This is a genomic window from Microbacterium sp. SY138, assembly GCF_039729145.1.
Lineage (GTDB): Bacteria > Actinomycetota > Actinomycetes > Actinomycetales > Microbacteriaceae > Microbacterium > Microbacterium maritypicum_A.
The window spans coordinates 2,374,695-2,387,354 of record NZ_CP155793.1; the positions used below are offsets into that span (position 1 = coordinate 2,374,695).

11 protein-coding genes are annotated in these 12,660 nt (G+C 64.7%); 4 read left to right on the forward strand and 7 right to left on the reverse strand.

Going from position 1 to position 12,660, the window contains the following annotated elements:
* Positions 1-10 precede the first annotated feature (10 nt).
* The 3 genes from glf to ABDC25_RS11325 form a co-directional block, all read right to left on the reverse strand.
* Positions 11-1,147 (reverse strand): UDP-galactopyranose mutase, encoded by a 1,137-nt coding sequence (glf, locus tag ABDC25_RS11315; protein ID WP_167254782.1) that lies wholly within the window; start codon positions 1,145-1,147, stop codon positions 11-13.
* 61 nt (positions 1,148-1,208) lie between these two features.
* Positions 1,209-1,859, reverse strand: coding sequence for an acyl-ACP--UDP-N- acetylglucosamine O-acyltransferase (locus ABDC25_RS11320; RefSeq protein WP_347122996.1), 651 nt, complete (start codon positions 1,857-1,859; stop codon positions 1,209-1,211).
* The gene (locus ABDC25_RS11325; RefSeq protein WP_021199813.1) at positions 1,856-2,953 is read right to left on the reverse strand and encodes a lysylphosphatidylglycerol synthase domain-containing protein; all 1,098 of its coding nucleotides are present in this window, start codon (positions 2,951-2,953) and stop codon (positions 1,856-1,858) included. Before ABDC25_RS11325 ends, ABDC25_RS11320 begins: the two co-directional genes overlap by 4 nt.
* An 84-nt stretch (positions 2,954-3,037) precedes the next feature.
* On the opposite strand from ABDC25_RS11325, the gene ABDC25_RS11330 reads away from it, so the two are divergent.
* Genes ABDC25_RS11330 through ABDC25_RS11340 form a run of 3 tightly spaced genes read left to right on the forward strand, consistent with a single transcriptional unit; the run spans position 3,038 to position 6,529 of the window.
* Positions 3,038-4,144, forward strand: coding sequence for a DegT/DnrJ/EryC1/StrS family aminotransferase (locus ABDC25_RS11330; protein ID WP_021199812.1), 1,107 nt, complete (start codon positions 3,038-3,040; stop codon positions 4,142-4,144).
* Positions 4,141-5,097 (forward strand): Gfo/Idh/MocA family oxidoreductase, encoded by a 957-nt coding sequence (locus ABDC25_RS11335; RefSeq protein ID WP_021199811.1) that lies wholly within the window; start codon positions 4,141-4,143, stop codon positions 5,095-5,097. The genes ABDC25_RS11330 and ABDC25_RS11335 overlap by 4 nt, the downstream gene beginning before the upstream one ends.
* 22 nt (positions 5,098-5,119) lie before the next feature.
* Positions 5,120-6,529, forward strand: a complete 1,410-nt coding sequence (locus ABDC25_RS11340; RefSeq protein WP_021199810.1) for a hypothetical protein — start codon at positions 5,120-5,122, stop codon at positions 6,527-6,529.
* Here the strand turns inward: ABDC25_RS11340 and ABDC25_RS11345 are convergent.
* From ABDC25_RS11345 to ABDC25_RS11355, 3 genes are all read right to left on the reverse strand, one after another.
* Positions 6,515-6,967, reverse strand: a complete 453-nt coding sequence (locus tag ABDC25_RS11345; RefSeq protein WP_021199809.1) for an acyltransferase — start codon at positions 6,965-6,967, stop codon at positions 6,515-6,517. The two genes, ABDC25_RS11340 and ABDC25_RS11345, sit on opposite strands and share 15 nt — an antisense overlap.
* Before the next feature lie 82 nt (positions 6,968-7,049).
* Positions 7,050-7,976 carry an NAD-dependent epimerase/dehydratase family protein gene (locus tag ABDC25_RS11350; protein ID WP_021199808.1) on the reverse strand — a complete coding sequence of 309 codons (927 nt, stop codon included), beginning with the start codon at positions 7,974-7,976 and terminating at the stop codon, positions 7,050-7,052.
* Between the two features lie 38 nt (positions 7,977-8,014).
* A complete protein-coding gene (locus ABDC25_RS11355) occupies positions 8,015-9,145 on the reverse strand; it encodes a DegT/DnrJ/EryC1/StrS family aminotransferase (protein WP_021199807.1) in 1,131 nt (376 codons plus the stop codon).
* Positions 9,146-9,274: 129 nt separating this feature from the next.
* Here ABDC25_RS11355 and lhgO point away from each other — a divergent pair, with 129 nt between their 5' ends.
* Positions 9,275-10,465: an L-2-hydroxyglutarate oxidase gene (lhgO, locus tag ABDC25_RS11360; RefSeq protein WP_347123000.1), complete on the forward strand. Its 1,191-nt coding sequence runs from the start codon at positions 9,275-9,277 to the stop codon at positions 10,463-10,465.
* Positions 10,466-10,508: 43 nt separating this feature from the next.
* Here lhgO and ABDC25_RS11365 read toward each other — a convergent pair whose 3' ends face one another.
* Positions 10,509-12,494 carry a hypothetical protein gene (locus ABDC25_RS11365; RefSeq protein ID WP_347123002.1) on the reverse strand — a complete coding sequence of 662 codons (1,986 nt, stop codon included), beginning with the start codon at positions 12,492-12,494 and terminating at the stop codon, positions 10,509-10,511.
* Between the last annotated feature and the right edge of the window lie 166 nt (positions 12,495-12,660).

Below are 12,660 nucleotides of genomic sequence, written 5' to 3' on the forward strand. Positions count from 1 at the left end.
GATGTCGAGTCTACGAGAGACTGTTGTTCCACATCGACAGCGCCGAGCCGATGGCCATGTGCATGTCGAGGTACTGGTAGGTGCCGAGGCGTCCGCCGAAGTGGACACCCGTCTCGCCCTTGGCGAGCTCACGGTACGCCAGGAGGCCGCCCCTGTCAGCCGCCGTGTTCACCGGGTAGTACGGCTCGTCGTCACGGCTCGCGAAGCGCGAGAACTCGCGCATGATCACCGTTCGGTCGGAGTCGTAGACGTCCTTGCGCTCCGGATGGAAGTGCTTGAACTCGTGGATTCGGGTATACGGCACATCCATATCGGGGTAGTTCATCACACTGGTGCCCTGGAAGTCGCCGACGTCGAGGACTTCCTGCTCGAAGTCGAGGGTCCGCCAGCTCAGAGCACCCTCCGCATAACCGAAGTAGCGGTCGACGGGCCCCGTGTACACGATGGGCACCTGTCCGACCGTGGCCCTCTTGTTGAACGGCTGCGACTCGTCGAAGAAGTCGACCTCCAACTGCACGTCGATGTTCGGGTGATCGGCCATCCGCTCGAGCCACGCCGTGTAGCCGTTCGTAGGCAGCCCCTCCCAAGTGTCGTTGAAGTAGCGGTTGTCGTAGGTGTAGCGCACGGGGAGGCGGCTGACGATGTCGCCGGAGAGCTTCTGAGGATCGGTCTGCCACTGCTTCGCGGTGTAGTCGCGGAAGAACGCCTCGAACAGCGGGCGCCCGACGAGCGCGATGCCCTTCTCTTCGAAATTGGCAGCCGTCTTCACATCGAATTCGCCTGCCTGCTCCCTTATCAATGCACGAGCCTGATCGGGTGTGTACGCGGATTGGAAGAATTGATTGATCGTGCCGAGGTTCACCGGCATCGGGAAGACCGTGCCCTTGTGCGTGCTGTAGACGCGATGCACGTAGTTCGTGAATGAGGTGAAGCGGTTGACGTACTCCCACACCGTCGGATTCGACGTGTGGAAGAGGTGCGCTCCGTAGCGGTGGACCTCGATCCCTGTCTCGGGCTCTGCCTCGCTGTAGGCGTTGCCACCGATGTGAGGACGCCTGTCGATGACCGTCACCTGACGGCCGGCCTCGGCAGCGCGTTCCGCGACGGTGAGGCCGAAGAAGCCCGAACCGACTACGAGGAGATCCAATGTAGACACGTCAGTTTCCCAGTCTTGATCGAAGTGTGAGGGTCAGACAGCGAGCGCCGCGTCAGCCGAGCAGCCGGGACAGGACATCGTCGAATGCTGTGCCGTCCCGATAGCGGCGATCGAGATCCTCGGCATCAGCGATCGAGATGCCGGAACGCTGCATGCCGACCACGTTCGCACCCACGACCCGCGCGGGCACGCCGTAGACCTTGGCGAAGGCGGGAACATCGGCGGTCACGACCGAACCCATTCCCACCATCGCTCCCACGCCCACGGTGCGGAACTGATGAACCGCCACGCCCAGACCGAGGTTCGCCCGCTCGCCGACCGTGACGTGACCTGCGAGCAACACGCTGGACGCGAGCGTCACGCCGTTCCCGATGTTGCCGTCATGCGCGACGTACACCTGGTTCATGATGAAGGCGCCGTCGCCGATCTCGGTCGGTCGCTGGGAACCCTGATGGACCTGCGCCGCCTCGCGGATGACGTTCTGCGACCCGATCAGAAGGCCAGCTCCGTACGAATCCTCCTCGTCGCGAGGATGGGCGAACGATCTGACCTCCGGCGGTGCGCCGAGGACGACACCCGCACCGATCCAGTTGTCGTCGCCGAGGCGCACCCCGGGATGGATGACGACCCCGGGCCCGACGACGTTTCCGCTGCCGAGTTCGACCCCGCGGGAAACATGTGCGCTCGGATGGATCGTGTTCACGAGGAGGAATCCTTCTTCACGGCTGCGTCATCCTCGCCGCGCACAGGCGCTGCAGGGTGCTCATGTGAGGGAGCTTCGTGCTCCCCGCTCAGGTCGAGGGTGCTGATCGACCCTTCGTCACGTAGTCGACGGCGCATGATGATGACGAAGAGCACCGCGACCCCGGCCGCTGCCACGTCGCCGACGGTGAACATCATCCGCGACACGGCGCTCACGGCGGCCGCCTGCGGGACGGTGACGATCGTCGCCATCGCTGCGACGAGCACGGCCTCGCGCACCCCGATCCCCGACGGAAGGATGAAGGCGAACAGGCTGAGCGAGAACCCGATCGCCATCGCACCCGTCAACAACACCACGGTCTGCGGGTCGGGATCCGCCAGGGAGTTGACCAGCAATGTCAGATGCAAGCCGTAGCAGATGTACGACCCGATGGAGGTGCTGAGGGCGATGAGCACCGTCGACACCTTGACCCGATGATCGAGCGGCGGTCGCCGGAACAGTTTCAGAACGAGGGAAGCTAACCAGGTCATCACTGCGGGATGCAGGCAGATCAGCCCGACCGGAAGCAGTGCGAACAACCACAGCAACTCGGGCTGCTCCTGGGAGAGCAGCGGAACGGCCAGCGCGCCGAGGATGAGGGAGGCCACCACGCCGACGCCCGCAGAGTAGAGAGCGGTGATGAGCACGCGCGGCCTCGAGACGTTGTACTGGCGCCCGAGTTCCATCTGCATGACGTACGACCACACCGATCCCGGCACGTACTTCCCGAGTTGTCCGACCAGGAGGATCTGGGCCGCTCGAAGAAATGGCACCCTGTCCTCACCGAGACCGTTCAGGATGGCGATCCAACTGATCGTGCCGAGCGCGAGGCCTGCGAGCACGAGCAGGAACGACAGAACAGCAGACTGCCAGGCGATCAGCTTGATGGCGGCCGAGACCTCGTCCCACTGCGAGATGAGATAGTACGCAGCAAACCCGAGGACCAGTGCCAGCAGCACATAGCGCAGGATCAGAAGCACCCAGGAGCGGGCGCTGCGGGATTCAGCGATGAGGATTCCCTCTTTCTTTGCAAGCAAGGCGGTGACGCCGGACATATGGGCTTCCGCCGTGTGAACTGGGGGCACGGTCACTCGACGTTATGCTGGTCTGGTTCACGTTCATCCAGATGAGTAGGTCTCATGATACCAATCACCGTCGTCGAGTTCGGAGCCGAGGAAGAGCGTCTCGTGCTCGAGGTCCTCCGCTCCGGTCGAGTCGCCCAGGGTCCGCTCGTCGCGGAGTTCGAGAAGCGCTTCGCCGAACTCACGGGCGTTCGACACGCGATCGCGGTGAACAACGGCACTACTTCGCTCATCGCATCCCTGCAGTGCCTCGACCTCGAGCCCGGCGACGAGGTCATCACGAGCCCCTTCACCTTCGCGGCGACACTGAACGCGATCCTTGAGGCCGGCGCGACCGCACGCTTCGCGGACATCTCCGAGGAAGACTTCAACATCACGGCTGCCTCGATCGAGTCGCGCCTGAGCGACCGCACCAAGGTGATCATGCCCGTCCACATCTTCGGCCAGATCGCCGAGATGGAAGCCATCTCCGGCATCGCGAGAGACCGCGGCCTCCGAATCCTCGAGGACGCAGCACAGGCCCACGGAAGCAAGCTCGGCGACCAGGCGGCCGGCAGCTACGACATCGGCTCGTTCTCCTTCTACGCGACGAAGAACCTGACCACCGGCGAAGGCGGGATGGTCACCACGAACGATGACGAACTCGCCGACCGCCTGCGCATCCTCCGCAACCAGGGGATGCGCGCCCGCTACGACTACGCCATGCTCGGACAGAACTATCGTCTGACCGACCTCCAGGCGGCTCTGGTGCTGCCGCAGCTCGATCGCTACGACGGCATCGTCGAGACGCGCAGCGACAATGCCGCGTACCTCAGCGCCGGTCTCGCCGACGTCAAGGGGGTCATCACCCCTGGAGAGCTTCCCGGTCGCCGACACGTGTGGCACCAGTACACGATTCGTGTCACTCCCGACGCTGCGGTGACGCGAGACGAGTTCGTCGAGCGAATGAACGACGCGGGAATCGGCGCGGGCGTGTACTACCCGAGACTCGTGTTCGACTACGACGCATACCGCAACCGCCCCGATGTGGTGATCGAGCCGACGCCGGTCGCGGAGATGCTCGCGGCCCAGGTCGTCTCACTCCCCGTGCACAATCACCTGACACGCGAGCAGCTCGACACCATCATCGCAACAGTCCGCACCGTCGCTGAAGGAGAGTCATGAGCCAGCCTCGTATTGCACTCGTCGGAGCCGGCACGATGGGGTCGTATCACGCCCGCGTCGTCGCCTCCTCCGATCGGGCCTCGTTGGCGCGAGTGATCGACGGCCGACGCTCCGTCGGCGAGGCAGTCGCAACGAAGTACGACTCCGAGTGGGCACCCGAGCTGGGCGACCTCGACGACATTGATGCTGTGATCGTCGCCGCGTCCACCGAGTCGCACGACGCCCTCGCCCGACAGGTCCTGGCTGCAGGCAAGCCCCTCCTCGTCGAGAAACCGGTCGTCAACGGCTACGAGCGCACGCAGGAAATCCTCGCTCTCTCGGAAGCCGCCGGCGTGCCGATCTTGTGCGGTCTGCTCGAGCGGTTCAATCCCGCTGTTCTCACCGCTCGCCACCTGATCAACGAACCGTTGCACGTCACCTCCGTGCGCCACTCCCCCTACGCCCCGCGCATTCGAACCGGTGTCGCATGGGATCTCCTCATCCACGACGCCGACCTGGCGATCAGCCTGCTGGGTGGAGAACCCACCAAGATCGAGGGAAGCCTCGGCTACTTCCACCCGGACTCCGAGTCCGGCGCGGAGGATGTCGCGACGGCTACGCTCGGGTTCAGCGGAGGTCAGGTCGCACAGTTGTCAGCAAGCCGTATCGGCCAGCGCAAGGAACGGAGCCTGCTGATCCACGAACTCGATCGTCTGGTGGAGATCGACCTCCTTCGTCGCGACGTCACCGTCTACCGGCATGTCTCAGCAGATGCCGTAGACGTGGACGGACGGGGTTACCGCCAGCAGACAACGATCGACATTCCCGAACTCGTGACCTCGCGAGAGCCGCTCGCGGCGCAGTTCGACCACTTCGTCGACCTCGTGAACGGAGACGCCGACGCCGACGCCGAGCGAAGCTCGATCGCTCCCGCGCACATGGTGATCGCTGCCCTTCTCGCAGGCCGTGGGTAAGGATCTCCCGAGAAGAGGCGTCGTGGCGGCGCGGAGGGCGATCCCCCTCGTAGTTCTCTCGTTGTTCATCTCGCTTTTCGGGGCGGGGCTGTTCACCATCGCGCAGGACGGACATCCGCTCTCCGTCATCGACGAGCACATCCACTTCGACACGGCGGTCAAGGCGGGGCAGGGCGAGTTGCCCTACCGGGGCATGCTTCTCGGCCAGGAACTCCTGGATGAGTGGGCTTGCGGCGTCGGGCACGAAGGAGGAGACATCCCCTACCCGTGCGGCGACCCCAGAGTCACGCCCGACGCTATTCCATCGGGTAAGTACAGCACAGGCTACGGGCACTATCCCACCTACTTCTTCGCAGCGGCGGGGTTCCAGAAGATCTTCGGCGCAATCACCGGCTCCGAGGATCTCCTCCAGGGCTTTCGCGTCTTCAGCGCCCTCACGCTTTTCCTCGGTGTCGTGGCGACCGCCGTCTTCGGCTGGCTGCTCGGCTTGCGGGGTGCCCGGTTGATCGCCGTCACCGCTGTGCCGATCGCGACCTCGATGGTCGTCTTCGCCGGCACGATCGTGAACCCGACGTCGACATCCGTACTCGCAGGGGCACTGATCGGGGGTACCGGGCTGCTATGGATGCGGCGAGGCAGGGGCTTCGTCTGGTTCGCGCTCTCCGTGGCGTTCGCGTCGTCCATCGCAGTCACCGTCGTGCTGCCGGCTGGTGGCTTCGGCCTCGCAATGCTCGTCGCACTCATCTGGAAGCGAGCCGCGTTCTTCCGCGAGCTGGAGTGGCACCCACGATGGTGGCAACTGGGAACCCTCTCAGCGCTGGTCCTGCTGCCGATCATCGCCTGGGGTCGATTCATCGCTGCGAGAGCAACGGTGTCGAACGAAGCGCTGTATGGCTTCCTCCCCCCCAGCGGCAAGAAGGACATTCTGGTCGGGGCGACTCTGGAGCTCTCTCTGCTGCACACGCCCTGGCGAGAGACTCACGGGATAAAGAGCCAGCCTGAGAGCTTCATCGGGCGGCTCGCGCACGCCTTCTCCGAAGGAGCGCCCATCTGGATCGGAACGCTCATCTTCGGTGGCATCGTCGTCGCACTGCTGCTCCAGCGATGGTACAAGTTCAGCACCGTCGACGCTCTCCTGCCGCGCGCGCAGGTCACTGGTGCCCGGGGCTGGGCACCGACCGCCTTCGACGCCTCGGTGAATCTCGTCGCCCTCGGGACCCTCGCGACCATCATCGTGTATCCGCCGGCGTTGCGGATCATGAACTGGATGAACTTCGGGTTCGACTTCCCGATCGTCGATCGCTACTCCAGCGCGTTCACACCGCTGCTCGCGATGCTCGCACTGCTGATGATACGCAACCGCTGGTTCGCGATGCTACTCGCCGTCATCGCCGTGCTCACCGGTCTCGGTACGGTGTCAGGCGCGATCTGAACGGGATTTCGTGACAGGCTCGAAGCTCGGATCTGCAGGCTCGGACAAGTCGACAGTACCGATCACCCGCGCAGGTACGCCCGCGACGATGCTCCGCGCAGCGACGGGCCCCGTGACCACTGCACCGGCACCGATCACCGCCTCATCACCGATCGTGACGCCCATGTTGATCACGGCGTTCGCGCCGATGAACACGCGGTCGCCAATGGCCACGGGCTGCCGGTCGACCTGATCGTACGCGCGACCCGAAACGCAGCGCTTCGCGCTCGAATGGGTGTAGATGTGCACTCCGGAGGAGATATCGCATCCTTCGCCGATCGACAGTCCGCCCGACCCGTCGATGAGCGTGAATGCGCCGATCCAGGTGCCCGCACCGATGCGCGGCTCGCCGATGATCCAGGCATTTGGATTGTAGGGGTTGTCCGGAAGGCTGGTCATGGTCGCTCCTCTGCGCCGAATGAACGAACTGGGGGCGCGACGGCGTGGCCATCGCGCCCCCATCTCGTAGGGTGAACCCGCGTCAGGAGTTCTGCACGAGTCGGGTCATGCCCGACACGACGTCGATCTCGGCTTCGAACCCGAGCACGTCCTTCGCGCGCGTCGTGTCTGCCGCACGACGCGAGACGAGCACCGGACGCGGATTGAACTGCGGCTCCACGTCAGCTCCGACCGCGGCGATCAGGATGCGCGCGAGGTCGGCGACCGTCGTATCGATTCCGGTTCCGACATTGACCGGAACGTTGGCCTTCTCCGAGGTGAGGGCGAGCACCACAGCACGGGCGATGTCCTTGACATGGATGAAGTCCATGGACTGCTTGCCTTCGCCGTCGATGACCGGCGCCTCACCGTTCTTGAGGCGGTTGACGAAGTGGTTGATGACCGACGTGTAGTAGGCCGTCGTCTTCTGTCCCTCGCCGTACACGTTGAAGAAGCGCAGCGCGATCCACGGGAGATTCGTCTGACGCTGGTAGTAACCGAGCATGTCCTCGGCAGTGCGCTTACCGATGCAGTACGGCGTGAGGGGGTTGAGGCGGTCATCCTCGTGCATCGGGAGCTTCTCCGGGTCGCCGTACACCGATGCGCTGGACGCGATCACGATGCGCTTCGCGCCGAGCTCGGATGCGGAGGCGATCACGTTGTGCATGCCGACGACGTTGGTGTCGAACGAAGCGTACGGATCAGCGACAGACTTGTTGATGGAGTCCGCGGCGAGGTTGATGACGTAGTCATATCCCTCCATGGCGTTCCGAACGGCTGCGCCGTTGCGGATGTCCTGATCGATGACGTCAACACGGCCCGTCTTCGTGAGTTCGTTCGCTGCGTCGCGGTCACCGCGCCACATGTTGTCGAAGATGCGAACGGTCCATCCCTCGTCGAGCAGTCGCTGGACCACGTGAAGCCCGATGAACCCGGCGCCTCCGACGACGAAGACCTTCTTGTCACTCATTGAATCGATACTCCTTTGGTAAGTGGAAACAGCCCGCGTCAACGCGCGAGCGGGATGGCTTCGGCAAGGACCTCAACGACACGATCCACGTCGTCGAACGTCAGATTCGCGTGCATCGGGATCGCGAGATGACGCGTGAAAAGGTCTGCAGACACCGGCAGTGAACCCTCGAACCCGTACACAGGCTGGATGTGCGATGCGTAGGTTCCGAAGTTGCACTGCACACCGCTGTTGCGGAGATGCGCGGCGACGAGCCCACGATCGATATCAGCATCGAGCGTCACCACGTACGACTGCCACGGGTGAGTGCGGTCGTCCAGGGCGACCGGAGCGGTGACTCCCTCGAGGCCACGAAGACGCTCCGCGTAGGCGGCGGCGATCTCGCCGCGGCGAGCCACGAGCCCAGGAAGCCGATCGAGCTGCGCGAGCATGATCCCCGCGGAGATGTCGGAGAGACGGTAGTTGTAGCCCGCTTCGTCGAAGGACGGGATCGGGAGGTCCGAGCTCCCCTCGCGCGACAGGGCGGGCGCGATGCCGTAGGTGTGGAGCTTTCGTGCGCGCTCGGCGAGGTCTGAACGGTCGGTGACGAGGGCTCCGCCTTCGCCGGCGGTGATGCCCTTTCGCCCGTGGAAGCTGAAGGTCGCCACGTCCGCAAGGCTTCCCGCGGGCCGCCCCTTGTAGGAGGCTCCGGCAGAACAGGCCGCGTCCTCCATGAGGAACAAGCCGTGCTTGTCGGCGATGGCGCGAAGTTCGTCGTAATCCGCAGGCTGACCGAACACGTCGACGGCGAGGATGCCCACGGTGCGCTCGGTGATCGACGCCTCGACTGCCGCCGGATCCACCGACCAGATGTCAGGACGGATGTCCGCGAACACCGGCTTCGCCCCCGTCCACATGACGGAGTGTCCGGTGGCAGGGAAGGTGTAGTCGCCGACGATGACCTCATCCCCCGGCTTGACGCCGAGGGCATCGAGCCCGAGGTGGAGCGCAGATCCGCAGTTGCTCGTGGCGAGTGCGTGCGCGGTGCCGACCGCTTCCGCGAAGCGCCCTTCGAACTCACGGCACGTCGGTCCTGCTCCGGAAAGCCATCCCGAATCGAACACGCGCTGAACCGCCGCGAGCTCTTCTGGTCCGACAGTCGGTTCGCCGAGAGCGACGGTGTGCGCCATCGTTCACCTTTCGCTTGAAGTGGGGTTCGGAGAGTTCACGGCACTCGGAGCCGTAGGATCGAAACGTGGTGCGGGCACCAGAATCGCCACCGCCATCCTACCCGCTTGTTGTCGTCAAGGAGATTTACCGTGCCAGGAACCAGTGTCGTCATCATCGGCGGCGGCATCGTCGGCCTCGCCGTTGCGGAGCGCGCGGCACGCTCGGGACAGCGCGTCGTGGTCCTCGAGAAGGAAGAGGCGTGGGCCTTGCACCAGACGGGCCGCAATTCCGGCGTCATTCATGCGGGACCGTACTACAAGCCGGGTTCCCTGAAGGCGAAGATGTGCGTCCAGGGCAACGCGAGCATGCGGAGGTTCGCGGTCGAGCACGGTATCCCACACGAGTTCACGGGCAAGCTCATCGTCGCGACGAATGAGTCCGAGTTGCCGAACCTCAAGGAGCTGGAGCGGCGCGCCCAGGCGAACGGCGTCCCCACCCGCTGGCTCACGGCCGCGGAGGCGCACGAGTACGAGCCGCACGTCGCCTGTGTGGCCGCACTTCGCGTCGAGACGACGGGAATCATCGACTACGCCGCCGTGAGCCGACGTCTCGCGGAGATGGCGGCCGAGCACGGCGCAGAGATGATCCTCGGAGCCCAGGCCACAGCGATCCGCAATGAGAACGGGCACGTCGTCGTCGAGCACACTAAGGGCACGACACGTGCAGACTTCCTGATCAACTGCGCCGGTCTGCACAGCGACAAGGTCGCGCGACTCGCGGGGCTGCGCCCCTCGGCACGCATCGTGCCCTTCCGCGGTGAGTACTTCCACCTCTCGGCCGAGAAGGAACACCTCGTTCGGGGACTGATCTACCCGGTTCCGGACCCCGACCTCCCGTTCCTCGGCGTCCACCTGACGAAGATGATCGACGGCAGTCGCCATGCGGGTCCGAACGCGGTCACCGCACTCGGACGAGAGAGCTACAGCTGGGCGAAACTGAACATTCCCGAGGCGATCGGCGACATCACCTACCCCGGGTTCCTCCGCATGGCCTCTCACAACATCCCGGTCGGCGTGAAAGAGGTCCTGCGCTCGTTCTCCCGACGGATGTTCGCGCAGAGTCTGTCGGTCCTCGTCCCCGGTATCGAAGCCCGTGACCTGACCTCGTCCCCCGCCGGTATCCGCGCGCAGGCGATCACGAAGGACGGCAAACTCGACGATGACTTCCTGTTCGAGATCGCCCCTCAGCAGGTGCACGTGCTGAATGCACCTTCACCGGCGGCCACGAGTGCCCTGGTCATCGCGGAGGATATCTGCCGGAGGGCCGGCTTCCTGGACTGAGCGGATTCGGACGCCGGCTCCTCCGCCGACGTCCGAATCGCCGTCAGGACACGGGAACGACTTCGTAGATGCGCATCTTGGTCGGTCCGTCCGTCGTCGTGGTCACCAGACGGACGCAGTCCTGCGAGATGTCGCTCTCGGCGATCACGTACTCCACGTTCGCCTGCGCGAACGCACTGCAGGAATCGAAGGACAACTGGATCTGATCCGGTGCCGGGTTGCGGGGATCGGGATCTCCGTCGCCTACCACCCACGAGACGTTCGCCAGCCTGTTCCAATTCTTCTCACTGCTGTTCGTCGGATCGATCTCCTCCCACATCTCCGGCGACGGTGCGCTCTGGAAACCGTTGTAGGAGGCGACCCCGGCTTGAACGAGCATCATCGTCGGCAGCGGAGAGTCGGCTATGCCCACCCAATCCCCCGGTTCCGTCGCGTCGATCTTCTCGATGGCATCCACCGCATGCGTCTCGCGGAGGTCGAGCACACCACGGTAGAGCGGATTGACACCCGCCGTGGACAGCAGCGACAGCACGAGCACGAGCCCCGCCCCGACAGCGATCCGGTTGGTCGCGAACAGCCACACGCTCGCGACGAACAGAGCGACGCACAGGACCGTGGCCCCCGCGACCAATGGATTCGCCGCGGCGAAGTCCCGGAAGCTGAAGTCGCCGGAAGCGCCGATGAGAGCGGCGACCCCGACGCTCGCGGCGGCGAGTATCGTCGCGACCGCGGCAGGCAGCCGAAGACCGCCGCCCCGACCGCGCTCATCGGCGAGTCGGGTGCCGGCGACCACGACGAGGACGAGGCTGAGAAGTCCGAATCCGAGCCTCACCCGGCCATAGGTTGTTCGATCCAGCAGGAGCAGGTGCGAGACCGGGTCCCACCCGGGCAGGAACATGTATGCCAGGAACACCACGGCGACGACGGAGAGGCATACGGTGAGCCAATCGACCCCCTCGCCTCTTCGGAAGCGGCGAAGAGCGATCCAGATGAGCGGCACGAGCAGGAAGAGACCGGGAAGTACGAATGTCGCCGATTCGGAGCTGTTCATGCCCCATGGCACGCCGCCGGACGGTCCGATGATCGGCGAGAAGGGACCACTGAACAAAGCCGCGAGCTCGTACCCGCCACCCCCACCGACCGGCTGGAGTCTTTCCCCGGGATAGACCGTGCTCGTGAAGCCCACGATCGTGTCCCAACGGGTCACCAGCCAGATGCAGAGGAGTGCCACACCGGCCGCACCGGCGATGAAGACCGGGACCACCGCCTTCAGACGGTCCACGAATCGCGGTCTGTCGACAGAGGGCATGAGGACGAATCCGACGCCGAAGGCAGCGACCACCCACACGACGGGGACGATGAACGGCACGTAGATTCCCGTTCCCATCGTCGCGGTGAGGTAGGCCACGAGCGCCGCCAGCACCCATTTCCCCGTCCGGTGCCGAGACCTCACGCACCAGACGATCGCCGCCATCACCAGAAGCGCCCACGCGGGCGCATAAAGCGTGATCGACAAGAACCACCATTGGAAGAATGGCGCGAGGAAGAAGCCGCAAGACAGGAGCAAGGCGGTGATCGGGCGTCGAGGGAGGAGCGTCACGGCGAACAGGAACGCGGCGGCGACCAATGCGAATGCCGGGAGCCACCATTTCACGGCCATCGCCTGGTCGAGTGGAAGGAAGAGGAAGCCGACGAGGTGCGGGCGGAGGGCTGTCGACCAGTCGCGCGTCGGCAGGTCATGCTGGACCGTCGCGTCCATGCCGCCCGGGAAGGTCTCGTTGCGGGTAGGCAGCCCCTGCTCGACCTGCGAGATCGTCCATGTCGTCTGCACGAACCACTCGTCGCTCCGGATCGGCTCGGGCATGCCTGCGATCAGATCCGAATCGGCGTCGTTGCTCACGAGGCCGTGCATCACTCCCGTGGACGAACCGGTGATGCCGAGGATGACCAGTAGCACGAACACCGCTGCCAGCAGGCTCAGAGGGGCGAGCAGGACTCGACGATTGGGCAGCCCGTCCTCCCTCGGCATGACGAAACTGCGGTAGGAATCTCGGACCGCCGCCCAGCGGGACGGCCTGGACCCTGCCTCGTTCGGGGGCGTTGACGATGACAACAACTCATGCCTCACTAGATCACTGCCATGATGGCGGGAAGAGGGAACTGCCCGTCGAGCCGAACAGCAGGTCACATCCTAT

Excerpts from the sequence above, each read along its gene's own strand:
- ABDC25_RS11330 (WP_021199812.1), top strand. The coding sequence starts at position 3,038 with ATGATACCAATCACCGTCGTCGAGTTCGGAGCCGAGGAAGAGCGTCTC.
- ABDC25_RS11355 (WP_021199807.1), bottom strand. The coding sequence starts at position 9,145 with ATGGCGCACACCGTCGCTCTCGGCGAACCGACTGTCGGACCAGAAGAG.
- ABDC25_RS11335 (WP_021199811.1), top strand. The coding sequence starts at position 4,141 with ATGAGCCAGCCTCGTATTGCACTCGTCGGAGCCGGCACGATGGGGTCG.
- ABDC25_RS11325 (WP_021199813.1), bottom strand. The coding sequence starts at position 2,953 with ATGTCCGGCGTCACCGCCTTGCTTGCAAAGAAAGAGGGAATCCTCATC.
- ABDC25_RS11365 (WP_347123002.1), bottom strand. The coding sequence starts at position 12,494 with ATGCCGAGGGAGGACGGGCTGCCCAATCGTCGAGTCCTGCTCGCCCCT.
- ABDC25_RS11350 (WP_021199808.1), bottom strand. The coding sequence starts at position 7,976 with ATGAGTGACAAGAAGGTCTTCGTCGTCGGAGGCGCCGGGTTCATCGGG.
- ABDC25_RS11345 (WP_021199809.1), bottom strand. The coding sequence starts at position 6,967 with ATGACCAGCCTTCCGGACAACCCCTACAATCCAAATGCCTGGATCATC.